A 25,977-nucleotide genomic window follows, 5' to 3' on the forward strand; every position below is an offset into this window, starting at 1 on the left:
GCTCCTCAGATCTGTAACTCCAGCCCGTCCTCGGCGACCTCCATGCCGTGCCGGTCGAGGATCCGCCGTTCCGGAGAATCCTCGAGCAGGATCGGATTGGTGTTGTTGATGTGGATGTAGACCTTGCGCTCGATGGGCAGCGGCGACAGTAGTTCCAAGCTGCCGCCATTGCCGTCGATTGGCACATGTCCCATGGCGCGTGAGGTCTTGCTGGCCAAGCCGAGGCGAGGCATTTCGTCGTCCCGCCAGCAGGTCCCGTCGACCAGCAGGCCCGAGCAGTCGGCCAGTTCGTCGAGCACGTCGGGGGTGAGCTGCTGCACGCACGGTAGGTAGACCAGGCTGCGGCCACTGTGGGTGTCGGTGATGCGGTAGCCAACGACTCGGCCGTGGGCCGCCGCCCCGGGGAACCGCATCCGCTTGTCAGTAGGGACGTCGAATGCCCGGTACAACAACCCATTTGCCCCGTTGCCGAGCGGCACCTCGGCGCCGGGCAGCACCGGCTGCCACTTGACCGGGCAGTACGCCTCGAGCGTCTTCAGTATCCCGGAGCCGGCGGTCAACGTCTCGTGCACCGATTCGGTCGCGTGCACCTCAAGACCGCTGGCCTCCCGCATCAACAACAGGCCCAGCGTGTGATCGAGCTCGGCGTCGGTGAGCAGAACGGACTGCAGCCGCACCATTCGACCTTCGTCGGGATGCAGGTCGCCGAAGGAATCGATCTGCGACTGGATGTCCGGTGAGGCGTTGAACAGGAACCAGTGCTTCCGGTCAGCGCTGACTGCGATCGACGACTGGGAGCGTCGGACAGCGGGCCGCGAGCCGCAACGCACTGCGCGACAAGGGGGGCAGGTGCAGTTCCACTGCGGAAACCCTCCGCCGGCCGCTGATCCCAGCACGCGCACCCACACGACAGATCATTCCCTCCACCGGGTCAGCGACCGGGCGCCGAGCCGTTTCGGCCCGGCGCCCCGTCGCGATCGACTATCTAGCTTCGTCCAAGATGGCCACGTAGGCGGTCACCTCGGCGGACACCCGGATCTGCGTGGCCGTCGGGGACTCCCACTTCTGCGGAGTGCTGGTCTGTTTCTCCATGCTGTTCTCTCTTCCTGTCGGTTGTGGATGGTGCTGCGGATGGAAATCAGTCAGGCAGGGCGAAGGCGATCAACGCGCTGCCGTGGCCCGCGCCGAGCATTCCCGGCAGGATGCCTTCGAGCCAGCCACCCCAGCCGACCGGCACGACGACGTACTGCTTGCCGTTGACGCTGTAGGTCGAGCAGCTGCCATGATGTCCACTGCCGCAGTTGAATTCCCACAGCTTCTCGCCGGTGTTGGCGTCGAGAGCGGCGAACTCACCGGTCGGCGTGCCTGCGAACACCAGGTCACCCGCGGTGGCGAGCACCGAAGCGGCCATCGGGTAGTCGAGGCGCCAGCGCCACTTCTCCTCACCGTGCGAATCGAAGGCGCTGACCGAGCCGGCCATGTCATCGATGTCCACCTGAACGGCGGCGCCCCAGTACGGAATGCCCTCCTTGAACTCACGGCGACGACGGGTGGCGGTGGCGCCGACGTCGGCGACGGGCACGTAGAACATATCCGTCTTCGGGCTGTAGGCCGCGTGCGTCCACTCCTTCGCACCGGCCGGGCCGGGATAGAAGTGGACCGGCTCACCCTCCTTGTCCGGGTACTTGCGCGGAGTCACCTTGCCGTCTCGGGTGATGACGCCCCAGTCGATCCGGTCCACGAACGGAGTCACGTGCTGCAACTCGCCGTTGGTGCGGTCCAGCACGAAGAAATACCCGTTCTTGTCGAAATGTCCCAGCAGCTTCTTGCCGTCCCGCTCGAACAGGATCATTTCCATCGTGGAGTCGTAGTCCCACAAGTCATGTGGCGTGAATTGGTAGTGCCACTTGATCTCGCCGGTGTCGACATCGAGCGCCACGACACAGTCGGTGTAGAGGTTGTCGCCCTCACGCACGGCGCCGTCGAAGTCGGGCGCTGGGTTCCCTGTCCCTGCGTAGTACAGGTTCGTGTCGGGATCGAACGCCCCGGTGACCCAGTGATTCGCGCCGCCGCGCTGCCAGGCCTCGCCGTCGGCCGGCCAAGTCTCGGAGCCCGGTTCGCCCGGCTTTGGCACGGTGTAGGTGCGCCACAGATGCTCACCGGTCTTCTGGTCCCAGCAGTCGATATGGCCACGCACGCCGAACTCACCGCCGGAGCTACCGGTGATGACGGTGTTCTTGACGGCCAGCGGAGCGATTGTTGCGCTCTCGCCCGCGCGCACATCACCAATCGTCTTTTCCCACACCGTCTTTCCATTGGTGGCGTCCAGCGCGACCAGGTGGGCATTCGGTGTCACGAAGTAGACGTTGCCGTTCGCCACCGCGCAGCCGCGGTTGACGTTGCCGCAGCAGAGTGAGACATCGAACGGAGTTGCGTGCTTGTAGCGCCAGAGTTGCTGGCCATTCGTCGCGTCGAGCGCCCAGACCCAACCGTCCCAGCCGGTGACGTACATGACGCCGTCCACGACAAGCGGGCACGCCTCGAACGCGTAGGTCGTGGCACCCGCCATTTGTCCGGACGCGCCGGCCTGGAACATCCATGCCGGGCCGATGCGCTTGACGTTCTCCGTGTTGATCTGGTCCAACAGGCTGTACCGCTGGCCGTCATAGGCGCCGTAGTAGGTGAGCCAGTTGTGTGACTCCGAACGCGCGTCGAGAAGGCGCTCGTAGTTGACGTTTGTTGCCACCGCGGGTGCGGTTCCGGGGATGGGGCTCAGCGCTGACTGGTCGATCGCCTCGCCTGCGTCCACGTATTCGACGGTCATCTTCATTCCTTCCTATGGACTCTATGGACGAGGCTGATCGGGACGGTCGAGACGGGCCTCTGGCGGCACCTCGCCGAGAACGACGATGGCGGCGGTCAATCCGCGTCCTTCGTCGTTGCCGCCCGGGGAGCTGTACCAGTAGTAACCGGGGCCGTCGAGGTTCAGTTTGGCCCTGCCCTTCGAGTGGTTCAGCAGCCAGAGGAACTTCCTGTCACCATTGCTCGGAAACAAAGCCGCGTGCGTGTTCTTGTCGTCGTTGATGACCGTGAGTTCGATGTCACCGCCGTGCGGCATGACCAAAATCGCGGGATCCCAGCAGAGTTCGTCCTCCCTGATCCGGATCGTTGCCTCCATCGTGCCGTCGGGCCGCTCGGTGGCTTCCGCTATGGAGCCAGTACCGAGAACGCGGCCAAGGGCCGCGTGGTTCTGTTTATCCAAGCCGAGCTCACGCAGTACGTCGGGTCGTTCCTTAGCCGTCGTCATTGGATCTAACCTCCTTCTGAAGAGACATCTCCCAGTTGATGCGCGAAAGCCATTCAACGACGTATTCGATTGGCCGCGATCGCTTTCACGATTGGGAACGTTGGTATGGACTAACTGTTCAGGTCATTCGCTGGTTCTGAATTGTTGCGAAATACCCGGTATCACAGAGCAATTCGCTGGCCCGGACGTCTGGTTCGGGCCTGCGAGAACTTTATGCCTGCTGAACTCATGCGTACAGGTATGACCGTCAGAGGGTCACACTGTGCCGTTCACACGCTGAAAGGCGCCGTTCGTACTCAGCACTGACCGAACAAGTCGAGGTTCATTATTTTGTCCCACGCTGACGCGAAATCACGGACGAACTTCTCCCCGGCGTCCTGGCATGCGTAGACCTCCGAGATCGCCCGGAGTTCGCAGTCAGCGCCGAAAGCAAGGTCGACGCGACTGGCAATCCATTTGACCTCGCCGGTGCGCCGGTCGCGGCCTTCGTAGGTCGCCGTCTCGGCGTAGTCCGTCCCGGGCACCCAATCGGTTCCCGAATCGAGGAGGTTGACGAAGAAGTCGTTGGTCAGCGAGCCCGGTGTCGTAGTGAGCACGCCCAACGCGGATTGCCGGTGGTTGGCGCCGATCACGCGCAGACCGCCCACCAGCACTGTCATCTCTCGCGCGGTGAGGGTCAATTGGCTCGCGCGGTCGACGAGCGCGTGTTCCGGCGCCAGCCGCGTGCCTGCGCCGACGTAGTTGCGGAAAGCGTCCGCGGTCGGCTCCAGCCAAGCGAACCATTCGACGTCGGTCCACTCCTGCGTGGCGTCCGTACGTCCAGGCCGGAATGGGACCTCGATGACGTGACCGGCCCTGGCGGCCGCCGCTTCGATCGCGGCGCACCCACCGAGCACGATCAGATCGGCCAACGAGATCAACTTGGCGCCCCGCTGAGAGTCGTTGAAGCGCTTCTGGATTCCCTCGATCGTCGTGAGCGCGGGCATTAGCGACTCTGGATCGTTGACTGGCCAGTTTCGCTGCGGTTGCAGACGGATGCGCGCTCCGTTGGCCCCACCGCGCTTGTCGCTGTTGCGGAACGTCGACGCCGACGCCCACGCCGTGGAGACGAGCTGCGACACCGAGAGACCCGAGTCGAGGAGCGCGGCCTTGAGCTCACCGATGTCGTCGGCATCGACGAGTTCGTGGTCGACTTCTGGCACCGGGTCCTGCCAGATCAGTCGTTCGGTCGGGACCAGCGGACCCAGGTAGCGCTGGATCGGGCCCATATCGATGTGCGTGAGCTTGAACCAGGCCCGCGCGAAGGCGTCCGCCAGCTGATCCGGATTGTTCAGGAAGCGCCGCGCGATGGCCTCGTAAATCGCGTCCTCCTGCAGCGCGAGGTCCGTGGTGAGCATCGTCGGGGCATGAGTCTTGGATGGATCGTGGGCATCCGGGACAGTGCCGGCCCCGGCGCCGTCGCGCGGCACCCACTGCCACGCCCCGGCCGGGCTGAGCGCCACCTCCCATTCGTAGGCGAACAGCGTCTCGAGGAAGGTGTTGTCCCACTGTGTCGGGGTGGGCGTCCAGATCCCTTCCAGCCCACTCGTGATGGTGTCGGCAGCGTTGCCGGTACCGAACCGGTTTGCCCACCCCAGGCCTTGTGCCTCCAGCGGTGCGCCTTCGGGTTCGGGACCCAGCCACCTACCGGGGTCGGCAACTCCGTGACTCTTGCCGAACGTGTGCCCGCCCGCGATCAGCGCGACGGTCTCCTCGTCGTTCATCCCCATCCGGCCGAAGGTCTGACGAATGTCACGTGCGGCGGCTCGCGGGTCGGGCACGGTGGCCGGTCCCTGCGGGTCGACGTAGATCAACCCCATCTCGGTGGCCGCCAGCGGGTCCTCCAAATCCCTGACGCCACTGTGGCGTTCGTCGGCGCACCAGGTGTCTTCCGGGCCCCAGTACGTCTCGTCGGCCTCCCACACGTCCACCCGGCCACCAGCGAATCCGAACGTCGTGAAGCCCATCGATTCCAGCGCGCGGTTGCCCGCGAAGATCATCAGGTCCGACCAGGAGATCTTGCGCCCGTACTTCTGTTTCACCGGCCACAGAAGCCGGCGTGCCTTGTCCAGGTTTCGGTTGTCCGGCCAGCTGTTCAACGGCGCGAACCGCTGCATGCCCGCGCCGGCGCCCCCTCGGCCGTCACCAACGCGGTACGTGCCTGCACAGTGCCAGGCCATGCGCAGGACGAGTGGTCCGTAATGGCCGAAGTCAGCGGGCCACCAATCCTGCGTGGTGGTCAGGACGTTGTCTACGTCGCGGGCCAGTTGGTCGAGATCAAGCGAGGAGAACTCCTTGGCGTAGTCGAAGTCCTCGCCCCACGGATCTGCGGCGCGGCCGGGCTGAGCCAGGATCCTCAGGTTGAGCCGGTCGGGCCACCACTCGGGTTGATCGCCCCTGGCCGCCGGTTTCTTGCGCCGCCTGACCACGCCGACGGTCTGGTCATACGTCCTGTCGACGTACGTGTCGGGGTTCCCCGGCATAGCACTCCTTCCGGCCGGTCCCGAACCTCATACGCCCAGCGCACGGCGTACCGCGCGGGCGTTGCGCCGTGACACCGGCACGATCGTGTTCGCCTTGTCGTCCATGACCAGCACCAACTCGCCACGGTCCCGACGTTCGACCTCCCGGACACGGCTCAGATTCACAACGTAGCGACGATGCACCCGTAAAAACCCGGCATTGGTCAGTTCGTCGTCCAGCTTGTCGAGGCCGGGCGACGCGGCCCTCAACCTGCCCTGATCCGTTTGCAGCCACACCTCGTTGCCGTCGGCCTCGGCCAACGTGACCTCTGGCAATCGCAGCAGCACCATCCGGCTCTCCCGTAGGCCGACCACCCGGCGGGGATGTTCCTGGAAGGGCGCCGCTGATTCCGTCTCCGGCAACGCCTCTCCCTCGGAGGCGCCGAAGGAGATCATGTGGCCGATCAAATTGCCGTACTGGAAGACCGGACGAATTCTGATCGGCGACGGCTCGTCGGCGAGGTGAGTGAAGATCTGCGTCGATCCGACCCAATCCGGGTTGTGGCTCGCCTGCTTGCTGGCATACCGCGCGGCGTCGACGAACGCGGGCAGCCTGGGATTCCAGCGCACCGCCGGGTTGACTGCCGGGGCGTTGCCAGGCACGCCGAGGAGCACGCTCGCTGTGTCGTCGGCGATCACCACCTTGCCCGAGGTGTCGACAGCGGCGAGTGGCTCGACCGAGCGCACCCGGGCGTCGTTGTACGCGGCGAGCAGTTGGGTGCCGCCATCGCGGGCGCGTGTGCGTAAGACGCTCTGGGCGTGGTCGGCGACGTTGGACAACCACACGCGCGCGGTCGGCGGCAACTCACTGCGCCAACACGAGATGTTCACGACTGCGATCGGCTCTCTGCTCACCACGTCGCGCACCGCGACGGCCATGCAGGTCCAGCCGTGAAAGGCCTGGCACCAATGTTCTTCACGCCGGACCATCACAAGGTGGTTTGTTCCGAGCGCGGTCCCCATTCCGTTGGTGCCCACCGCGCTCTCCGACCAGCAGTACCACGGCGCGAGGCTGGCCCCCGCGGCAATGGCACAGGTGGCCTTGTCGCCCCACTCAGCCAACACCCGACCGGCGGCGTCGGCGATGGTCACTATGCCGCCGAAGTTGGCCACTTCGCGAGCCATGGCGGCGGCGCGGAAGCCCAGGTCCACAAAGATGACGTCGTGCTCGAGCGGATGGGCGACCTCGGCCACCGCCACCGGCGCTTCGGTCAGAAACGGGTCGACATGGTACTGGTCGCGACATCGATGCCAGGAGATCGCGACTTCGGGCCGAACCCCGCGGATGTCGTCATTGCCCTCCACGAACCGTTCCCACGCGCCGTACACGGCGGCCGCGCTGCCGTTGCGGGGTGCCGACTCGAGTCGCTGGCTACCTGACATTGAAGACCGCCTTTGGTCGGCTCGATGCGATGGGCGACACCCGGGTGCCTGAGCGAGTAGCCCCGTGTGTGACCCCGCCCACGACTAGCCACAATCAATGATATTTCTTACATATCTACACGGCTTCAAGGGTTTTCGCGATGCGGATACAGGAAGAGAGCGGTTCGAGTGAGCCGATGCGCGCGGCAAATCGGTTCAGCCGGTTCAAGAGCTGTTTGCGCGGGCACAAGCGAGCAACCACGATTCCTTGGCGGTTACGACGGCGCCCCCGGCGCTCCACCAGACGGCGCGCGATCGCCTTCCGAACCAGCAATCTCGTGCGACGGCCGGAAAGGACCGATCATTCGTTATTCGCGCTTGATGCAAGGGGTTCGGCGAAAGTTCACGACGTGGTGCCGTTAGTTGGTCTAGGTGCCAATGCATGGACGCCGCCGCGCCTGCGATCGGATCGTGCCCGCAACCGTGATTCGCTGCGGCGGCTTGGGGAGACTCGATGGTGATGTTGATCGATGGTCACAATGACCTTGCTTGGGCGATGCGCCAGCACTACGGCGCCGACCTGGACGCCGTCGACCTGACCTCGGTGCCGGATCTGCACACCGACCTGAAGCGGCTGGCCGCCGGCCGCGTAGCCGGGCAGTTCTGGTCGGTGTACGTGTCCCCGGAGCTGTACGTCGGCCCCGCGGCGGTGTGCGCCACGCTGGAGCAGATCGACCTCGTTCGACGCCTGGTGGCCCGCTATCCCGACCGGCTGGTGCTGGCGACGAGTGCCGATGACGTCGAGTCCTCCGGCGACCGGATCGCATCACTGCTGGGCATGGAGGGTGGCCACTGCATCGACGGATCATTGGCGGTCCTGCGCATGATGCGCGCGTTGGGCGTGCGGTACCTGACGCTGACCCACAACAGGAACGTGCCGTGGGCCGACTCGGCGACCGATGTCCCGGCGCTGGGCGGATTGTCGGCGTTCGGTGAGGACGTCGTCCGCGAGATGAACCGCCTCGGCATGCTCGTCGATCTCTCGCATGTGTCGGCCGACGTGATGCGGCACGCGTTGCGGGTGACGGCCGCCCCGGCGATCTTCAGCCACTCCTCCGCGCGTGCGGTCTGCGACCACCCCCGCAACGTGCCCGACGATGTGTTGGCGGCGCTGGCGGAGAACGACGGTGTCTGCATGGTGACGTTCCTGCCTGCGTTCATCTCACCGGCAGTGGCCCGGTGGCACGCGGATGCGAAGGCCGAGGCCCGACGCCGCGGGATCGAGAAGAGCGATCCGGCGTACGACGAACTGATGGCAAGGCTGGCCGACCAGTCACCGCCGCCGGTCGCCACCCTGGCCGAGGTCGTGACGCACATCGAGCACGTGCGTGAAGTCGCAGGCATCGACCATGTCGGCATCGGGGGTGACTACATGGGGGGCGAGGCAATGCCCGAGGGTCTCGAGGACGTGTCGGGGTACCCGCGGCTGCTCGACGCCCTGGCCGACCGTGGATGGTCTGATGCCGACCTGGCCAAGCTCGCCGGCGAGAACATCCTGCGCGTCCTCAGAGCGGCGGAGGACGTCGCCTGGGGCTGAGTCCGGACGGCCCGTTTAACGAGTTGGTTACTGTACCGTCCGGACGGTACAGTAACGCGGTCATCGATGTGCGGCACTCGTCTGACACGAGGCTCACTGGATCTGTTCTTCGCCCAACCAAGGAGGGTCCGTGGGCACTTACTTGCGGTTGCTCCGAACGCCTGGCTTGTTCCGGGTGACCGCGTCTCAGCTGTTCGCGCGACTGCCGCTCGGAATGCTGTCGCTGGCCATCCTCATGCACCTTTCGCAGAAGACCGGGTCATACGGGCAGGCCGGTCTCGTCGTCGCATGTGTCAGTCTTGCCGAGGCGGTCGCGATGCCTGTGAGCGCCCGGCTCACTGGGAGATTCGGTGTGACACCCGTGGTGTTGTCGGCCGCGACGATGAATAGTGTCGGTTTCCTAGCGTTGGCGCTCGCTCCCGCACATCTGGTCTTGCTGGCTGCACTGGGAACCCTTGTGGGAGCGACGATCCCACCGTTGATGCCCGTAGTGCGCGCTCTGTACCCGCGGATGGTCCCGGCTGACACGGTGCGTGCGTTGTTCGCGTTCGATACCACCGCACAAGAACTGATCTGGGTTGCCGGCCCCGTCGTGGTGACCGTGTTGACCTCACTGATCTCCACTGCCGTGCCGCTGCTCGCGGCGGCGGGTATCACGCTGACCGGATCCATCGCTTTTGTGCTGAGTCTGCAAGAGGGACAGCCCCGGATCGCCCGTAACACTTCGTCATTCGGTCGGGTATTGGCGCGCCAGGAGGTTCTTCTCGCCTTTGTCGCCAACCTTGCTCTGGTCGCGTCGTTCATGGCGATGGAGGTCGGAGTGGTCGCTCAACTGGGGCACTCAATGGCCGGTGTGGCGATCTCAGTGTCGAGCGTTGGCTCACTGATCGGCGGCCTGCTACTCGGCCACCGCCGACTCGGTCTCGGGGCGTTGGTGGCGACGATGGCTGTCGTCATGGCGGGGACAGCACTGACGGGCCTCGTCACCGGCCCTCTGCAATTCCTGGCGCTGTTCGCCGCTGGATTCGGCTTCGCGCCTGCGATGGCAGTCCTGTACCACGCCGTCTCTCGCGGGGTCGCTGAAAACGTTGCCGCCGAAGCCTTTGGGTGGCTCAACACAGGTGCGCTGGCTGGCGGCGCGGCCGGCACAGCGCTGTCGGGTGCTCTCAACGACGCATGGGGACCAGGCGGATCGTATGTCGTGGCGACTGCACTGGCCGTCGGCGCGGCGGTCAGCCCGCTAGTCGCGCGGTTGGCCGGTCCGGTCCGCGGATTCTTCCCGGAAAAGTCGACGGTGACGATCGCCCCGTTACGAACGTTGACGCGGGTTAATGTTGACCGCGACACATCGGATATCCACGCCTCTGGCGAGGCAGACGACGAGAGTGCTCAGTGCCACGAGGGGACCGACGCGACCAACTGTTGGACGCCGCCGAGCAAGTGCTGACTCGAGGCGGCCCGCAGGCATTGACCCTGCAGGCCGTCGCCGATGAGGCCGGTGTGTCCAAAGGTGGCCTGCTGTACCACTTCTCGAACAAGAGTCAGCTCGTTCGAGGGCTGGTGGAGCGGCTGGTCGACGACACGAACAGCAACTACGCCCAGTGGGACGACGGCAAACCCGGCTCGTACACCCGCGCATACATCGCATCTACCTGTCACAACCTGACCACCGCCGACGCCGACCGAGTGCTGCGCCGATGGTCGGTCATTCTGGCTGCCAGCACCGAACCGGAGATGCAGGGGCCGATCGCGGAAGCGTTCGAGGCGTGGATGTGGCCGGAGCCGGGGGTGGACCGTTACCCGGTACGCGCGCAGATCGCCCGGCTTGCAGCCGACGGCCTGTGGTGGAACGCCATGTTCGTCAAGGCCTTTCGCGATCCCGAACTCAACAAGCGGATCAGTGCCGCGCTGGTCGACTACGCCGAGGGCCGGGACAGCCTCGAGGAATGACGGACCGTACCAATCGCGTCCACCCAATCATGTTGTCGCGAGTTCCTCTGTCGCAGCAGGCCTCACCGGCTTGGCAGCGACGTAGACATTACGTATAAGCCTCGACTCCGAGCGGGCTTGCGATTGGAATCGCTGGCCTGATGCTTTGCTCAGCTGCGGCTCCGAAAGGCGGCCCGGACCTGCAAAAATTAAGTGGAGCTAAGGGGACTCGAACCCCTGACCCCCACACTGCCAGTGTGGTGCGCTACCAGCTGCGCCATAGCCCCGTGAAGTTGTGCTCATCGAAGTTACACCACCTGCGGGTACGCATTCAAAACGGCCGGTCACGGCAGTTCGCCACCCACCTCAGGGCCGAGCGCGCGGGCGGGGGTGTGCTCGGTGGGCCGCAACCGGGTCTCCGGCGCCAGCACCCAGCCGAGGGCCGCGACCAGCAGAATCCCGCCGCTGATCACGAACGCGGTGCCGAACGAGACGTGCTGGGCGATCTCCCCGACCGCGAGCGATCCGACGATCGCGCCGGCGTCGGCCATCATCTGGTACGTCGCGACGGCCGTCCCTCCCCTGGCCTTACTGCCGATGATGTCGGCGACGGCGGCCTGCTGCGGCGACGTGAACATGCCCGCGGCCGCGCCTGCCACCAGCGCGCCCGCGAGGAACAGCGTCAGCGACGACGCCAGCCCGACCGCCATCGTCGCCACCCCGGATACCGACAGCCCCACGATCAACAGCGTGCGACGCCCGATCCGATCCGACAGATAACCGCTCGGGATCACCGCGGCGACGTTGCCGACCGCGAACGTCGCCAACGCCAACCCAGCAACCCGCGGGCCCCGGTGCAACAACTCGGTGACAAACAGCGGCACCAGCGCGATCCGCAAGCCGAACACCGACCAGCCCGTCGCGAAGTTGGAGAACAACGCCGACCAATACGCCCTGTTGCGCAACGCCATTCGCAACGTGACCGGATCCTCGGCGTCCTGAGCCGGTGCCGCCAACGTCGAATGCCGGAGATAGAAGAACACCACGGCCGCGGCGATCAGCAGCGCCACGCCATAGATCGCGAACGGCGCCGACAGACCGAGGCCTGCGGTCAGGCTGCCCAGCACCGGACCGCCCACCGAGCCGACCAGAAATGCGCTCGAGAACAATCCCGCCACCCTGCCGCGCGCGTCGGGCGGCGAGATCCTGATCATCAGCCCCAGCGAGGACACCGTGAACATCGCCGACCCGAAGCCACCCAGCGATCGGAACAACAGCAGCTGCCAGTACGTCTGGGCGAACGCGCACGCACCGGTCGACACCGCGACGATCAGCAGTCCGGTCACGTAGACGCGGCGCTCTCCGATCTTCTGGACGAACAGGCCGCTGGCCGGCGCGGACACCAACCGCATCAGCGAGAACGCGGTGATCACGAAGGTGGCGGCGCTGATGCTCACCCCGAAGTCGCGGGCATACTGCGGGAGCACCGGCGAGACGACGCCGTAGCCGAGGGCGACCACCACATTGGCGGTGATCAGCACCCAGACTTCGCCGGGCAGCTTCGGCTTGACCTCAGCCGAACACTCACCCTCCGCAACACTCACGCTATGACTTTATTCACCACTTCCTTCGCCGCTTCCTGCACCTCCGCCAGATGCTCGGGGCCCTTGAACGACTCCGCGTAGATCTTGTAGACGTCCTCGGTGCCCGACGGCCGCGCCGCGAACCACGCGTTCTCCGTCGTCACCTTCAGGCCGCCCAGCGCCGCGCCGTTACCCGGCGCGGTCGTCAGCTTCGCGGTGATCTCCTCACCCGCCAACTCCGTCGCGGTCACCTGCTCGGACGACAGCTTCGCCAGCCGCGCCTTCTGCTCCCGATCGGCGGGCGCGTCGATACGGGCATACGTTGGCGCGCCGTACTTTTCGGCCAGCTCCGCGTATCGCTGAGACGGCGTCTGCCCCGTCACCGCGAGGATCTCCGAGGCCAGCAGCGCCAGGATGATGCCGTCCTTGTCGGTGGTCCACGTCGACCCGTCGCGGCGCAGGAACGACGCCCCCGCACTCTCTTCGCCACCGAAACCGATTGTGCCGCTGATCAATCCGTCGACGAACCACTTGAACCCGACCGGCACTTCGACCAGCTTGCGGCCCAGCCCCGCGACCACCCGATCGATGATCGACGAGCTGACCGCGGTCTTGCCCACCGCCGTCGCCGCCGGCCACTCCGGCCTGTTGGTGTACAGGTAGTCGATGGCCACCGCCAGGTAGTGGTTCGGGTTGAGCAGTCCGCCGTCGGGTGTGACGATGCCGTGCCGGTCGGAGTCGGCGTCGTTGCCGGTGGCGATTTGATAGCTTTCGCGGTTGGCGATCAGCGACGCCATTGCATTCGGTGAGCTGCAGTCCATTCGGATCTTGCCGTCGGTGTCGAGCGTCATGAACCGCCACGTCGCATCGACAAGCGGGTTCACCACCGTCAAAGCCAGGTTGTGCCGCTCGGCGATCGCACCCCAGTAGTCGACGCTGGCTCCACCCAGCGGGTCGGCCCCGATGCGAATGCCCTCCGCGCTGATCGCGTGCAGATCGACCACGCTCGGCAGGTCCGCCACGTACGCGTCGAGGTAGTCGTGCCGCTGCGCGGTCTGCAGCGCCCTGGCAAGCGGCACCCGCTTCACGCCCTTGAGCCCGTCGCGCAGAATCTCGTTGGCGCGCTTCGCGATGACACCGGTCGCGTCCGTGTCGGCGGGCCCACCATTGGGTGGGTTGTATTTGAAACCGCCGTCGCGCGGCGGGTTGTGCGACGGAGTGACCACGATGCCGTCGGCCAGATCACCATCGCGGTCCCGGTTGAACGTCAGGATCGCGTGGCTGACCGCGGGCGTCGGGGTATACCGGTCCGCCGAATCAATCATCGCCACAACGTCATTGGCGGCCAACACCTCTAATGCCGACGTCCACGCCGGCTCGGACAGCGCATGGGTGTCGCGGCCGATGAACAGCGGCCCGGTGGTGCCCTGCGCTGCCCGGTACTCCACGATGGCCTGCGTGGTGGCCACGATGTGCGCCTCGTTGAACGCCGCATCGAGACTGGACCCGCGGTGCCCGGACGTGCCGAACACCACCTGTTGTTCGACGTTGTCCGGATCGGGTTCGACGGCGTAGTAGGCCGTCACCACCTGGGCGATGTCAATGAGGTCTTCTGGTTGCGCCGGCTGACCGGCACGTGGGTTCACAGCCATGCCCCCGATTCTGCTCCTGTCGACGCCGGGTCGTACGCCGGAGCGGATGCTCGGCGGCGATACATTGGCCCATGATCAGTTTCGACCGCCGCGAGTTGGCCGCGGTCTTCGCCGGTGGCGCCGTTGGCACACTCGCCCGCGCGGCACTCGAGACGGTCGCCGGGGCCGAGCCGGGCCACTGGCCGTGGGCGACGTTCCTCGTGAACATCGTCGGCGCATTCCTGTTGGGTTACTTCACCACCCGGTTGCTCGAACGGCTGCCGCTGTCGAGCTATCGCCGACCGCTTCTCGGCACCGGGGTGTGCGGCGGCCTGACCACGTTCTCGACGATGCATGTCGAACTCGTCAAGATGCTCGAGCAACACCGCTACGGCCTCGCCGTCGGCTACACCGTCGCGAGCATCGTCACCGGACTGCTCGCGCTGTATCTCGCCACCGCGCTGGTCCGCCGCGCCAGGATCCGCGCATGACGGCACTGGTGTGGACGGGCGTCGCGCTGATCGGCGGCATCGGCGCGGTGCTGCGGTTCGTCGTCGACCGCACGGTTGCCAGCCGGATCGGCGGATCGTTCCCCTATGGCACCTTTGTCGTCAACATCAGCGGCGCCCTGCTGCTGGGCCTGTTGTCGGGGCTCGCGCTTAGCCCGAACCTCGCGCTGGTGGTCGGCACCGGGTTCGTCGGCGCCTACACCACGTTCTCGACGTGGATGCTCGAGACGCAGCGACTGGCCGAGGAACGCCAACTGCGCCCCGCGGTCGCCAACATCGTCGTCAGCGTTGTGGTGGGCCTGGTCGCGGCCTGGCTGGGCATCACGATCGGAGGCCGGCTGTGAGCAACGGCTACCTCAAGTTGACCGCCTACTTCGCCGAGCGGCTGCGCAGCGGCGACCAGTTTCTGGCCGACGCCCTGCTCGACCTCTTCGGGCAGAACGCCGTACACACCAGCATCGTGCTGCGCGGCATCGCCAGCTTCGGCCCGCGTCACGAACTGCGCAGCGACCAGACGCTGAGCGCGTCGGAGGATTCCCCGATCGCCATCGCGGCGATCGACCGCACCGAGGCCATCGCCGCGCTCGCCGACCGTGCCGTGGCGATGACCCCGCGCGGACTCGTCACCCTCGAGCGCGCGCGCCTGATCGGTGCCGAACCACCGGGCACCGTCAAGCTCACCGCCTACATCGGGCGGCAGGACCGAGTGTCGGGACAACCTGCACACCAAGCCGTTTGCGGTGTCCTTTACCGGCACGGCTTCGCCGGTGCCGCAGTGCTTCTCGGCGTCGACGGCACCAGAGGCGGCCAGCGGCAGCGCGCGAAGTTCTTCAGTCGCAACGCCGACGTCCCCGTGATGATCATCGCGGTCGGCACCGGCGCACAGGCCACCGCCGCTATCCCCGAGATCGAGACTGCGCTGCGAAGTCCTTTGGTGACGCTGGAACGTGTGCAACTCTGCAAACGCGACGGCCTGCTTCTCGCGCGTCCGGCTGCGCTGCCCGCCACCGACGACAACGGGCACCCTCTGTGGCAGAAGCTGATGGTGCACACGTCGGAGGCCACGCTGCACGACGGCGTACCGATCCACCGCGCCATCGTGCAGCGCCTGTTCGACACCAAAGTCGCCACCGGCACCACCGTACTGCGCGGCATCTGGGGATTTCACGGTGACCATCAACCCCACGGCGACAAGATGATTCAGCTGACAAGGCAGGTGCCGGTGACGACGATCGTCGTCGACAGTCCAGAGCGCATCGCCGCGAGCTTCGACGTCATCGACGGCCTGACCGAACGGCATGGATTGGTCACCTGCGAACTGGTGCCCGCGTTGGTTTCGGTCGACGACGGCGAGCGCCGGGGCGCGACGACGCTGGCGAATTACCACTACTGATCGTCATGCTGCGCTATGCCCTCGACGGCATCGCCATGGCTACGCGGAGTTCAATCAGGTGCCGTGACTCGCGGCAGCGCGTAGAGCGCCATCCGGCGGTTGGCCATGTCGTGCTCACCGAGGAACGTGCAGCCCGCGTACTCGCAAACGGCCCGTGCCCCGGCGTTTCGATGGTCGGGATCGAACATGATTCGCTCGCAACGCGCTTCAAGTTCGAAAATGTTGGCAACCAGGCACGGCAACAGGATCGACGCGATACCACGGTTGACGAACCGCAGGTCGGCGATCGCCGCATGCACGCCGATGTCATGCGGATCGGCGTCGTAGCGAACGGCGATGGAATCCTTCGCCGCCCGGTACAACTCGATGTAGGCGAACGGCATACCGCGGAAGCTGCTGATGAACGGTCGGGAATATTCGCCGTCGAGTTGCGCGCGCAGATGGCGGTGCCAGCGCGCCGGTGGCCAGTCGTACTCCCACGCCTCCACCAGATGCGGGCGGTTCATCCATTCCGAGACCATGGTGGCGTCGGTGTCGGGATGCGCTTCGCGGATGGCGTACGGAGGTGCCAACATCGGCGCCGGCGGAGCGCCGACCGCGCGGACGTCGTCGGAAATGTCGGTGAGCTCGCGCGGCAGAACGGGGGCGGGCGCCTCGTCGATATCAGTCATTTGCAGCGGAGGCTACCGCAGGAAATAAGGCTAGGGTCACGTCCCTCTAGCCGGGTGGATGATGTTTCGACGGGGTCGTGACCCGGGAAGACCATCCCCATGGACGAAGTGCTCGAACGCGAACTCAAATGGGACGTCGACGAGGATTTCGCTCTGCCCCGCATCGACGACATCATCGGAGGCACTCAGGTCGAACGCAGCACAATCACCCTGGCCAGCGCCTACTACGACACGGCCGACGGCGACCTGCAGGCCCACGGTGTGCTGCTGCGGCGGCGTGACGGCGACGACGACACCGGATGGCAGCTCAAGGTGCCCGACGCGGACGGCCGAGTCGAGATTCGCGCCGCGCTGTCGGACACGCCGCCGACCGAGTTGACCGATGCGCTGACCGGGATGCGGCTGGGTAAGCCGTTGGTGAACGTGGCGACGATCCGGACCACTCGGGATCGGTATCGGATCACCGATGCCCGCAGGCATCGGCTGTGCGCCGAAGTGGCCGATGACAACGTGCTGGCCTCTGTCGGCCCTCGGTTGTTGGCGTGGCGCGAGATCGAAGTCGAGTTGGGCCCCGGCGCGCGCTCGTTTCCCCGCCGGTTGACGAAGCGGTTGGCCGACGCGGGAGCTCAACCATCTCGGCACCCGTCGAAACTCGCACGCGTGGTGCAGACGACGCGCCCCGCGCCTGTCGTCCGCAGCACCGCGGGACGTGTAGTCACGGCGTATCTGAACGCGCAGATCGACGCGATCTTCGACGGTGATCTCGCGCTGCGGCGCGGCAGCGACCCGATCCACGACACCAGGGTGGCGATCCGCCGGCTGCGCAGCACGTTGCGCGTGTTCGGCAAGCTCCTCGACCAGAACGCGATCGCCGACGCCGAGGATGAGCTCAAGTGGTTCGCCGGGCTGCTCGGCGAGGTCCGCGACTGCCAGGTGCAACGCCGCCGATTCGCAAAGGCGTTGGCGGAGTTGCCTGCCGAACTCGTGCTCGGGCCGGTGGCCAACCGGATCAACACCGATCTGCAGTCCCACCAGCTGAAGTCGCGGAACGTAGTCGCCGAGGCGATGGACTCGCAGCGCTACCTGGACCTGCTCGCGACGCTGCAGCGGTGGCGCAACGAGCCGCCGCTTCGCGCAGCGCCGAGCCTCGCGGCGGTGAACAAGCGGGCCCGCCGCGCCGAGCGCAAGGCCGATCGGCGACTGGCCGAGGCCGTCGAGTCGGGCGACGACGCGCTGCTGCACCGGGCCCGCAAGGCCGCCAAGCGCGCCCGGTATGCCGCCGAGCTACGGGCACCCGTGGTGAAGGACGCGACGTCAACAGCAAAGCACTACAAGCGGTTTCAGCGGGTACTCGGTGATCATCAGGATGGCGTCGTCGCCACCGAGACGCTGCGCCGGCTTGCGCTCACGGCGGGCACGACAGCCGGCGAGAACGGATTCACCTACGGTCTGCTCTATGCCCGCGAGCAGCAGGCCGCCGAGGCGGCCCGCAAGCGGGTGCGCAAACTGATCGGCTGACGCCGGACGCCTACGACAGGAGCCGCGCCAGAACCGCGAGGTGGCTGAGCTCGAGGTCGCGGGTGGCGGTGACCAGCGTGACCGGTCCGGTTCGCGCCACGTCGCGCAGTTCCGCCAGCGCTGCGGCGCCCTCTCCCGTCGCCAACTCGGCTTGGTAGCGGGCTGCGAAGTCGTCGAACCGTGCCGCGTCGTGGGCGTACCACTTGCGCAGTTCGGTGGATGGCGCAACCTTCGGTATCCACCGGCCGACCCGCGGATCGTCCTTGCGGAAACCGCGCGGCCACAGCCGGTCGACAAGGACGCGCTCACCATCGCCTGGTCCGGCGGCGTCGTACACCCGCGCGACCCTGATGCGGCGAGAGGCACTCATGACGTGGAATCGTAGGACCATGAACATCGATCGGACCGCGGAACTGCAGCGCTGGCAGGACTCCGGCGCCGTGTGGCAGGTCATAACCCGCACTGACGACCGCATCACCGTCGGGCTGTTGCGCTGTGATGGCGGCGAGGAGGTCGACCGGTTCACCTCCGACGATCCCGCGCTGCTGGCCTTCATCGGCGACCGGTGGAGCAGCGCGGAATGACGGTGACTCTCGGGAAGCTGGACTTCGTCGCGGCCGGTGAGGCGCCCGACCTCGTCGCCGACGCGGTGCGGCCACATGTGCGGGACGGGCTGTGGGTCAGTGCCATCGACCCCGACCTGGCCGACACCGCGGCGTTCTGCGAGCACTACGACATCGGCATGGACGTCTCGGCCAACTGCGTCGTCGTTGAGGCGCGACGCGCGGACCGGACCTGGTATGCAGCTTGTCTCGTGCTCGCGACCACCCGCGCCGACGTCAACGGCGTCGTTCGCAAACACCTTGGGGCACGCAAGATCTCATTCGCGTCGATGGATGACGCCGTGGCCCACACCGGCATGGAGTACGGCGGCATCACGCCCGTCGGGTTGCCTGCGGACTGGCCGGTACTGGTCGACACCAACGTCGTCGATCAACAGCAGGTGATCATCGGCAGCGGCATTCGCGGTTCGAAGCTGCTCGTGTACACCAGCGTGCTGGCGGCGCTGCCGAACGCCGAGGTGCTGGACATCACCAAGGCCTAGTTTCGCGAGGAGTCAGACGGCGACGTCGTCGTGATCGGTCGAGACCGCCAACTCACGCCACGCCTTCTGCTCCTCGGCGACGAACTGCAGCTTCTCCGCGACGGCGCCGAACGAATCGCGACCCAACTGAATACGCAGTGGCGGTCGCTCGACCGACGCGATCTCCACGATCGCGGCGGCCGCCTTCACCGGGTCGCCCGGCTGCGCGTGGTTCGCGTCGGCGGCGTGCTGCCTGACCGTACCGGCGGTGTCGGCGTAGTCGTCGATGACCGTGCCCTCCGTGTCCAGACTCGACGCGTCGAGGAAGTCGGTGCGGAAGTAGCCGGGCTCGACGATGATTACGTCGATACCGAGCGGACCCACTTCGCCCGCAAGCGCTTCAGAGATGGCCTCCACCGCGAACTTCGTCGCGCAGTAGATGCCCCAGCCTGCCGACGCCCTGAATCCGCCGATCGAGGACAGATTGACGATGCGGCCCGACCGTTGTGCCCGCAGCGTCGGAAGGACCGCGCGCAGCACATTGAGGATGCCGAAGACGTTGGTGTCGAACACCGCTCGCGCTGCGGCGTCACCAGCCTCCTCGACCGCCGACAACAGGCCGCGGCCCGCGTTGTTGACCACCACATCGATGCGGCCGAACCGCTGTACTGCCGCATCGACCGCCGCGGCCGCCTGTGCCTCGTCGAGCACGTCGAGCGCCACGGGCAGCAACCGGTCACCAGCATCGGGGAACCTTGTGGTGACGCTTGCTGGGTCGCGCGCGGTCGCGACGACCGAATGCCCTGCGGCAAGGGCCTTCTCGACGATCTCCGCCCCGAAACCGCGGTTCGCACCGGTGACAAACCAAACGCTCATGGCACCTCTTTCCGTTGATCAACAGGACCGGCGTGGCGGCCACACCGGAGATCCGAGTTCGCGTGACACCGTGCGGGCGGTGTCACGCAGCGCGTCGATGGCTTCTGGGTCCAGCGGCCACCGCGCCGCGGGCACCACCAGGCCGATGGCGCCTGTCGCCTCTGCCGCAGAGTCGAAAACCGCTGCGGCGGCCGCACATTCACCCAGCACGGCCTCTTCGACCTCGGTCGCTATCCCGGATGTGCGGATCTGCTCCAACTGGTCGGCCAGCACCGCAGGGTCGGTGATGGTCTCCCCGGTCATGCTGCGCAACTCGTCCGGTTTGTAGTCGGATTGAAAAGCCAACAGCGCCTTGCCCAATGCGCTGGCGTGCGCGGGGATGACGATGCCGACCTCGGGCATCTGGCGGGTGCCGTCCGGCCTCGGCTCATGCGCGACGACGACGACCTCGTCGAACAGCAGCACTGCGGTGCGCACCGCGCAGCCTGTCCGCCGGGCCAGACCCTCGGCCCAGATGGCAACCCGTGAGCGCAGTTCGAGGGTGTCCAGGTAGACGTTGCCGAGCCGCAGCGTGGCCGGCCCGAGCCGGTAGCGACCAGAGTCGAGTTCCTGCTGCACCATGCCGTGCGCGAGCAAGGTGCGCACCAGCCCGTGGACGGTGGACGGCGCCAGATCGATGGCCGCCGCGATCTCGCCGAGGCTCATCCGACGGCCGCCTTGCAGCACCGTGAGGATGCGCAGCGCGCGATCCACCGCCTGGATCATGCGTCCACCTTCCCTCGAAATGACCTCTTGTGATGACCGAAGCATAAGCGTATGGTCCAGATCACATTCGACATTATCGAATGCTATCCGAGATAGTCGACCACCGGACGGAGAACGTCATGGACGAATCCTCGCTCATCCAGAAACTCGCGGCCGAGGCCTTCGGTACTGCATTTCTGGTCTTCATCGGCGTCGGATCGGTGCCCGCCACGATCATCGTGAACGGGGACGCACCGTTCACCATGGCCGACCTCGGCATGATCTCGTTCGCGTTCGCGACCGTCGTGGTGGCGACGATCTACGCGCTCGGGCACATCTCCGGGAACCACATCAACCCCGCCGTCACCCTCGGCCTCGCGGCGACGGGCAACTTCCCGTGGTCCCGCGTGCCCGCGTACATCGCCGCCCAGGTCGTCGGGGCGATCGCAGGCGCGGGGGCCATTCTCGGCGTTCTCGGCACGGCCGCCCGCGATGCCGGACTGGGAGTCGCGACGTATTCCGGCACCGTCTCTCCCGTACAGGCCTTCTTCGCCGAATTCGTGGGTACGTTCATTCTCGTGTTCACCGTCTTCGGCGTGATACACCGCAAGGCCTCGGCGGGATTCGCCGGTGTCGCCATCGGTTTGGTGGTGTTCGCGGCGATCATCCCGGTGGCACCCACCACCGGCGCGTCGATCAACCCGGCCCGCACGTTCGGCCCCATGCTCGTCCAGCAGATCGCAGGTGGTTCGGTCTCGTGGAGCCAATTGCCGGTCTACCTCGCGGCCGAATGCCTTGCCGGTGTGCTCGCCGCGTTCGCCTACGTCGCGATCTCCAGGACCAGGGCCGACGACACACCGACCGCTGTCGCTGTTCCCGCCGAAGCCACCACCGCCGCCTGAGGAGCCCGGACATGAAGAAACTCATCAATGATCCCACCGACGTCATCGCCGAGGCCCTGCGCGGGATGGCCGCAGCGCATCCCGAACTGCGCGTCGACCACGCCAACCGGATCGTCTACCGCGGCGACGCGCCGGTCGACGGCAAGGTGGGGCTGATCTCCGGCGGTGGGTCGGGTCACGAGCCCCTGCACGGCGGCTTCGTCGGCCGAGGCATGCTCGACGCCGCTTGTGCCGGTGAGGTTTTCACCTCACCGGTGCCCGACCAGATGCTCGAGGCCACCAAGAACGTCGACGGTGGCGCCGGGGTGTTGCACATCGTGAAGAACTACACCGGCGACGTGATGAACTTCGAGATGGCCGCCGAACTGGCCGACGCGGAGGGCATCACCGTCGAATCGGTTGTCGTCGACGATGACGTCGCGGTGCAGGACAGCACCTACACCGCGGGGCGTCGGGGCGTCGGCGCGACGGTGCTGGTTGAGAAGATCGCCGGTGCCGCAGCGGATCAGGGACGCACCCTGCCCGAAGTCGCGGACGTGGCACGGCGCGTCAACGCGGCGTCCCGCAGCATGGGTGTCGCACTGACCTCTTGCACGGTGCCGGCGGTCGGACATCCGACGTTCAATCTGTCCGACACCGAAATCGAGGTCGGCATCGGCATTCACGGTGAGCCGGGCCGGCAGCGGATGCCCATGCAGTCCGCGCGGGCGGTGGCCGAACTGATGCTCGACCCGGTGCTCGCCGACCTCGACTTCGCAGGAGACGACGGAGTGATCCTCTTCGTCAACAGCATGGGCGCCACCCCGCTGATCGAGTTGTACGTCATGTACGCCGAGTTCGCCGCGATGCTCGACAAGGCGGGGGTCAGAATCGCCCGCTCACTGGTAGGCCCGTACATCACCAGCCTCGACATGGCGGGGTGTTCGGTGACGCTACTGCGCGCCGACGACGAGTTGCTTCGACTGTGGGACCACCCTGTCAACACGCCGGCTCTCCGAAGGGGATGCTGAATGGACCTGGCTCAGCTCACCGCATGGATCCGTGAGTACGCACGCGTCATCGACGAAAACGCGCAGATGCTCACCGACTTGGACGCCGCCATCGGGGACGCCGACCACGGCATCAACATGCAGCGCGGCATGACGGCCGTGCTGGCGGCCCTCGGCGATGCGGCGCCTTCCGACATGTCCGCTTTGTGCAAACAGGTGGGCATGACCCTGGTGAAGTCGGTCGGTGGCGCCAGCGGCCCGCTGTACGGCACGTTCTTCCTGCGCATGGCAGGCGCACTCGGCACCGATGACCGTGTCGACGCGACGACGTTCGCAAAGGCCTTGCGCGCTGGTATCGAGGGCGTGGTGCAGCGCGGCCGCGCGGAAGCCGGCGACAAGACGATGTTCGACGCCCTGTCGCCCGGCTTGGACGCGCTCGACGCGGCACTGGCATCCGGGGAGAGCCTCGCGGTCGCCCTCGCCGATGCCACCGTGGCGGCCGAAAAGGGGCGCGACGACACCGAATCCATGGTTGCCCGCAAGGGCCGTGCCAGCTACCTCGGTCAGCGCAGCGTCGGCCACGTCGATCCTGGTGCCACGTCTGCGGCGATGCTGATCGCAGCGGCGGCTTCGGCCTTCGCGACAGGCGGGTGATTGCGGTGACCGTCGGGATCGTCGTCGTGTCCCACAGTCGTGCGCTGGCAAGGGCCGCGGTGGCGTTGGCTCAGGAAATGCTGCACGGCAAGCAGATTCGCATCGCTGTTGCCGCAGGCCTCGATGACACCACCTTCGGAACGGACGCAGCGCAGATCGTTGACGCGATCAACGCCGCGGACCAGGGGGCGGGCGTGGTGGTGTTGATGGACCTCGGCAGCGCGGTGCTGTCGGCCGAGTTGGCGCTCGAACTTCTGGACGACGAGATCCGCGACCGCGTGGTGCTCTGTCCGGCACCGCTGGTGGAGGGCCTGGTGGTCGCCGCGGTGGCGGCGGCCAACGGCGCGGACAGCAGCGAGGTGGCCGCGGAGGCCGCGGGTGCGCTGGCGGGAAAGATCGGCCACCTCGGGTCCGCGCCGACCGCCGCCCCCGACAACCACCTCGACGCCGACGAACTCGTCGGCGCCTTCGTCGTCAACAATCCGCACGGATTGCACGCCCGTCCCGCCGCCCGACTGGTGCAAGAGGTGCGCCGTCGCGACGCGCACGCGCGGATCCGCAATCGCCGGACCGATTCCGAATGGGTTGACGCGGGCAGCCTTTCGAAGATCGCCACCCTTGGTGTGCGGTCCGGCGACGAAGTCGAAGTACGCGTTTCCGGCAGCCAGGCAGCCGAATCCCTCGACCACATCCTGGCGTTGGCTGCCCGCGACTTCGACGAGGCGCCCAGTGCGACGGCGCCCATCCCCCAGCCGGCGACGCGTTCGGCGCCTGTCGGTGCCGGCGCCGGGTTGGGCATCGGACCTGCGCACCCAGCCAGGTCCGGAACCGTCGACATTCCCGACACGCCCGCCGACGAACCCGCGGTCGAGTGGCGCCGGGTCAGCAAGGCGATCGCATCAGTTCGGCGCACGATCAGCCAACTACGCACCCGTACCGCGCGTGACGTCGGCGAGGCTGAGGCGGCCATCTTCGACGCCCACCAGCTGCTGCTCGACGACACCGCATTGCTCGACAGCGCGCGTAGGCGAATCGATGAAGGGGCGTCCGCGCCCTCGGCATGGTCGGCCGCCGTCCAGCAACTGGCCGCCGAGTTCACCGCACTGCCTGATCCGTACTTGCAGGCCAGGGCCGACGACGTTCGCGCGGTCGGCGAGCAGGTGCTGCGGGCGATGATCGGCGCTGCGGAGAACTCGCCGGGACCGACAGGCGTGGTGGTCGCGGCGGACCTGACACCGGCCGAGGCCGCCGACCTCGACCCCTCCCGCGTGGCCGCGGTACTGCTTGCGTTCGGCAGCCCGCATGCCCACAACGTGATCCTGTTGCGGGCCAAAGGCATTCCCGTGATCGTCGGCGCGGGTCCGTCGGTTTTGTCGATCCCCGACGGCACAGTTGTCGCGGTCGACGGCGGTCGTGGCGAGTTCATCGTCGACCCGGCACCGGACGTCCGGCGGGAGTTTCAGGAAAAGGCGACCGTACTCGCGCAGCGCCAGAAACAGGCGCAAGCCCGTGCCACCGAACCCGCGATCACTCGGAATGGCGTCACGGTTGCGGTCGGCGCCAACGTGGGTTCGGTGGACGACGCCCGCGCCGCCGCCGCGCACGGCGCTGATCTCGCCGGCCTTGTCCGCACCGAGTTCCTGTTCCTTGGCAGGCAGGACGCGCCGGATGTCGAGGAGCAGGTGGCCGTTTATCGCAAGATCGCCGAATCCCTGGATGGACGACGAATCACGTTGCGCACGTTGGATGTCGGTGGTGACAAGCCGTTGGAATTCCTGCCTGCGCCCGCCGAGATGAATCCGTATCTCGGAGTGCGCGGCATCCGGCTCTCGCTTGCGCATCCGGACTTGCTAACCGATCAACTGTTGGCGATGGTGCTCGTCGCACGGCAGACACCCGTCAGCATCATGTTCCCGATGATCGCTACACTCGACGAATTGTTTTCAGTCCGTGAACTTTTGGACACGGCGATCCGTCACGCGGGCGGTCAACATCCCACCGGGTTGCAGGTCGGGATGATGGTCGAGGTGCCGGCGGCCGCGCTCAAGGCGGCTGCGTTCGCCTCCCACGTCGACTTCTTCTCCATCGGCACCAATGACCTGACGCAGTACACTATGGCCGCCGACCGCAACAACGATGCGGTGGCGTCGATCGGCGACACCTTCGATCCCGCCCTGCTGCACCTCATCAAAGCGACGTGCCAAGGAGCAGCAGGCGTCGCGTCCGTATCGGTCTGCGGCGAGTTCGCGGCCGATGAGCGAGCCGTCGCACCCCTGCTCGGATTGGGCGTCGACTCGCTGAGCGTCACTCCCCCGGCGATACCCGGCACGAAAGAGGCCGTCCGCAACGCGAACACCGTCAGTTCACAGGGCGTGGCGGACAGGCTGCTGGCGGCCGACAGCGCCGCGGCGGTCAGGGATCAGCTGAGCTGAAACGGCTAGGGCAGTTTCACGAAATCGCCGTTCCACCACACGCCCCATGCGTTGAGGTCGGTGTTCCACACGACCGGCAGCCACGGCGCCCAGAGCGGTGGGGGCGGGGCGGGCGGAGCCCCCTGTCAGGATCCCGCCAAATGCTGTGGGCTACCCGCGGCGGTTTCACGCGGTGATTGCAACAGTGGGTGGTTTGGGTGGTTCTGAGAGTAGTTCGTCGAGGACTTCGGCGGGT

General features: G+C 66.6%; 25 protein-coding genes and 1 tRNA gene. 13 read left to right on the plus strand and 13 right to left on the minus strand.

The window, feature by feature from the left end; all coding sequences use genetic code 11:
• Nucleotides 1–5: 5 nt before the first annotated feature.
• From pqqB to A5724_RS22860, 6 genes are all read right to left on the minus strand, one after another.
• Nucleotides 6–908, minus strand: a complete 903-nt coding sequence (gene pqqB, locus A5724_RS22835; protein WP_067807603.1) for a pyrroloquinoline quinone biosynthesis protein PqqB — start codon at nt 906–908, stop codon at nt 6–8.
• A gap of 73 nt (nt 909–981) precedes the next feature.
• Complete coding sequence (gene pqqA, locus A5724_RS22840) at nt 982–1,092, minus strand: pyrroloquinoline quinone precursor peptide PqqA (protein WP_067807605.1); 111 nt, start codon at nt 1,090–1,092, stop codon at nt 982–984.
• A gap of 46 nt (nt 1,093–1,138) precedes the next feature.
• Entirely contained in the window at nt 1,139–2,824 is a 1,686-nt protein-coding gene (locus A5724_RS22845; RefSeq protein WP_067807695.1) for a PQQ-dependent dehydrogenase, methanol/ethanol family, read from the minus strand.
• Nucleotides 2,825–2,845: 21 nt separating this feature from the next.
• The gene (locus A5724_RS22850; RefSeq protein ID WP_067807608.1) at nt 2,846–3,307 is read right to left on the minus strand and encodes an MSMEG_3727 family PQQ-associated protein; all 462 of its coding nucleotides are present in this window, start codon (nt 3,305–3,307) and stop codon (nt 2,846–2,848) included.
• A 296-nt stretch (nt 3,308–3,603) separates the two neighbouring features.
• Nucleotides 3,604–5,829 (minus strand): catalase/peroxidase HPI, encoded by a 2,226-nt coding sequence (katG, locus tag A5724_RS22855; protein ID WP_082965214.1) that lies wholly within the window; start codon nt 5,827–5,829, stop codon nt 3,604–3,606.
• A gap of 27 nt (nt 5,830–5,856) precedes the next feature.
• Nucleotides 5,857–7,251, minus strand: a complete 1,395-nt coding sequence (locus A5724_RS22860; RefSeq protein ID WP_067807611.1) for a DNA-binding protein — start codon at nt 7,249–7,251, stop codon at nt 5,857–5,859.
• A 493-nt stretch (nt 7,252–7,744) separates the two neighbouring features.
• On the opposite strand from A5724_RS22860, the gene A5724_RS22865 reads away from it, so the two are divergent.
• The 3 genes from A5724_RS22865 (at nt 7,745) to A5724_RS22875 (ending at nt 10,777) form a co-directional block, all read left to right on the plus strand.
• On the plus strand, nt 7,745–8,827 hold the full coding sequence (locus tag A5724_RS22865) for a dipeptidase (protein WP_232004940.1): 1,083 nt from the start codon (nt 7,745–7,747) through the stop codon (nt 8,825–8,827).
• 130 nt (nt 8,828–8,957) lie between these two features.
• Nucleotides 8,958–10,274 carry an MFS transporter gene (locus A5724_RS22870; protein ID WP_067807613.1) on the plus strand — a complete coding sequence of 439 codons (1,317 nt, stop codon included), beginning with the start codon at nt 8,958–8,960 and terminating at the stop codon, nt 10,272–10,274.
• A complete protein-coding gene (locus A5724_RS22875; protein ID WP_067807616.1) occupies nt 10,220–10,777 on the plus strand; it encodes a TetR/AcrR family transcriptional regulator in 558 nt (185 codons plus the stop codon). Before A5724_RS22870 ends, A5724_RS22875 begins: the two co-directional genes overlap by 55 nt.
• A 193-nt stretch (nt 10,778–10,970) precedes the next feature.
• Here the strand turns inward: A5724_RS22875 and A5724_RS22880 are convergent.
• The 3 genes from A5724_RS22880 to pgm all read right to left on the minus strand — a co-directional run bounded on the left by A5724_RS22880 (nt 10,971) and on the right by pgm (nt 13,991).
• Nucleotides 10,971–11,043: transfer RNA gene (locus A5724_RS22880), tRNA-Ala, on the minus strand.
• Nucleotides 11,044–11,100: 57 nt separating this feature from the next.
• Nucleotides 11,101–12,360, minus strand: a complete 1,260-nt coding sequence (locus A5724_RS22885; RefSeq protein ID WP_067807619.1) for an MFS transporter — start codon at nt 12,358–12,360, stop codon at nt 11,101–11,103.
• Nucleotides 12,357–13,991: a phosphoglucomutase (alpha-D-glucose-1,6-bisphosphate-dependent) gene (gene pgm, locus A5724_RS22890; protein ID WP_067807622.1), complete on the minus strand. Its 1,635-nt coding sequence runs from the start codon at nt 13,989–13,991 to the stop codon at nt 12,357–12,359. Before pgm ends, A5724_RS22885 begins: the two co-directional genes overlap by 4 nt.
• 71 nt (nt 13,992–14,062) lie before the next feature.
• Between pgm and crcB (A5724_RS22895) the strand changes: the two genes are divergently transcribed.
• The 3 genes from crcB (A5724_RS22895) to A5724_RS22905 are packed head-to-tail and all read left to right on the plus strand — an operon-like array spanning nt 14,063 to nt 15,872.
• Nucleotides 14,063–14,461 carry a fluoride efflux transporter CrcB gene (gene crcB, locus A5724_RS22895; RefSeq protein WP_067807625.1) on the plus strand — a complete coding sequence of 133 codons (399 nt, stop codon included), beginning with the start codon at nt 14,063–14,065 and terminating at the stop codon, nt 14,459–14,461.
• Complete coding sequence (gene crcB, locus A5724_RS22900) at nt 14,458–14,823, plus strand: fluoride efflux transporter CrcB (RefSeq protein WP_067807627.1); 366 nt, start codon at nt 14,458–14,460, stop codon at nt 14,821–14,823. The genes crcB (A5724_RS22895) and crcB (A5724_RS22900) overlap by 4 nt, the downstream gene beginning before the upstream one ends.
• Nucleotides 14,820–15,872, plus strand: a complete 1,053-nt coding sequence (locus A5724_RS22905) for a DUF190 domain-containing protein (protein ID WP_067807630.1) — start codon at nt 14,820–14,822, stop codon at nt 15,870–15,872. The genes crcB (A5724_RS22900) and A5724_RS22905 overlap by 4 nt, the downstream gene beginning before the upstream one ends.
• A 50-nt stretch (nt 15,873–15,922) precedes the next feature.
• Here A5724_RS22905 and A5724_RS22910 read toward each other — a convergent pair whose 3' ends face one another.
• A complete protein-coding gene (locus tag A5724_RS22910) occupies nt 15,923–16,543 on the minus strand; it encodes a GNAT family N-acetyltransferase (RefSeq protein ID WP_067807633.1) in 621 nt (206 codons plus the stop codon).
• A gap of 99 nt (nt 16,544–16,642) precedes the next feature.
• Between A5724_RS22910 and A5724_RS22915 the strand changes: the two genes are divergently transcribed.
• The gene (locus A5724_RS22915; protein WP_067807635.1) at nt 16,643–18,061 is read left to right on the plus strand and encodes a CYTH and CHAD domain-containing protein; all 1,419 of its coding nucleotides are present in this window, start codon (nt 16,643–16,645) and stop codon (nt 18,059–18,061) included.
• A 10-nt stretch (nt 18,062–18,071) separates the two neighbouring features.
• On the opposite strand, the gene A5724_RS22920 is transcribed toward A5724_RS22915, so the two are convergent.
• Nucleotides 18,072–18,431, minus strand: coding sequence for a DUF488 domain-containing protein (locus tag A5724_RS22920; RefSeq protein ID WP_067807638.1), 360 nt, complete (start codon nt 18,429–18,431; stop codon nt 18,072–18,074).
• A gap of 19 nt (nt 18,432–18,450) precedes the next feature.
• Here A5724_RS22920 and A5724_RS22925 point away from each other — a divergent pair, with 19 nt between their 5' ends.
• Both A5724_RS22925 and A5724_RS22930 read left to right on the plus strand, forming a co-directional pair.
• Nucleotides 18,451–18,645, plus strand: a complete 195-nt coding sequence (locus A5724_RS22925) for a hypothetical protein (RefSeq protein ID WP_067807641.1) — start codon at nt 18,451–18,453, stop codon at nt 18,643–18,645.
• A complete protein-coding gene (locus A5724_RS22930; protein WP_197518758.1) occupies nt 18,642–19,166 on the plus strand; it encodes a YbaK/EbsC family protein in 525 nt (174 codons plus the stop codon). The genes A5724_RS22925 and A5724_RS22930 overlap by 4 nt, the downstream gene beginning before the upstream one ends.
• A gap of 12 nt (nt 19,167–19,178) precedes the next feature.
• Here A5724_RS22930 and A5724_RS22935 read toward each other — a convergent pair whose 3' ends face one another.
• On the minus strand, nt 19,179–20,021 hold the full coding sequence (locus A5724_RS22935; RefSeq protein WP_067807645.1) for an oxidoreductase: 843 nt from the start codon (nt 20,019–20,021) through the stop codon (nt 19,179–19,181).
• A gap of 18 nt (nt 20,022–20,039) precedes the next feature.
• Nucleotides 20,040–20,786, minus strand: coding sequence for an IclR family transcriptional regulator (locus A5724_RS22940; protein ID WP_067807648.1), 747 nt, complete (start codon nt 20,784–20,786; stop codon nt 20,040–20,042).
• A gap of 119 nt (nt 20,787–20,905) precedes the next feature.
• Here A5724_RS22940 and A5724_RS22945 point away from each other — a divergent pair, with 119 nt between their 5' ends.
• Genes A5724_RS22945 through ptsP form a run of 4 tightly spaced genes read left to right on the plus strand, consistent with a single transcriptional unit; the run spans nt 20,906 to nt 25,742 of the window.
• Complete coding sequence (locus tag A5724_RS22945) at nt 20,906–21,667, plus strand: MIP/aquaporin family protein (RefSeq protein WP_067807716.1); 762 nt, start codon at nt 20,906–20,908, stop codon at nt 21,665–21,667.
• Nucleotides 21,668–21,678: 11 nt separating this feature from the next.
• On the plus strand, nt 21,679–22,677 hold the full coding sequence (gene dhaK / locus A5724_RS22950; protein ID WP_067807650.1) for a dihydroxyacetone kinase subunit DhaK: 999 nt from the start codon (nt 21,679–21,681) through the stop codon (nt 22,675–22,677).
• Complete coding sequence (gene dhaL / locus A5724_RS22955) at nt 22,678–23,310, plus strand: dihydroxyacetone kinase subunit DhaL (protein WP_067807654.1); 633 nt, start codon at nt 22,678–22,680, stop codon at nt 23,308–23,310.
• Nucleotides 23,311–23,315: 5 nt separating this feature from the next.
• On the plus strand, nt 23,316–25,742 hold the full coding sequence (gene ptsP / locus A5724_RS22960) for a phosphoenolpyruvate--protein phosphotransferase (RefSeq protein WP_067807719.1): 2,427 nt from the start codon (nt 23,316–23,318) through the stop codon (nt 25,740–25,742).
• The last annotated feature ends 235 nt before the right edge of the window (nt 25,743–25,977 follow it).

It is taken from the genome of Mycobacterium sp. ACS1612 (genome assembly GCF_001667505.1).
In the GTDB taxonomy this organism is placed as follows: domain Bacteria; phylum Actinomycetota; class Actinomycetes; order Mycobacteriales; family Mycobacteriaceae; genus Mycobacterium.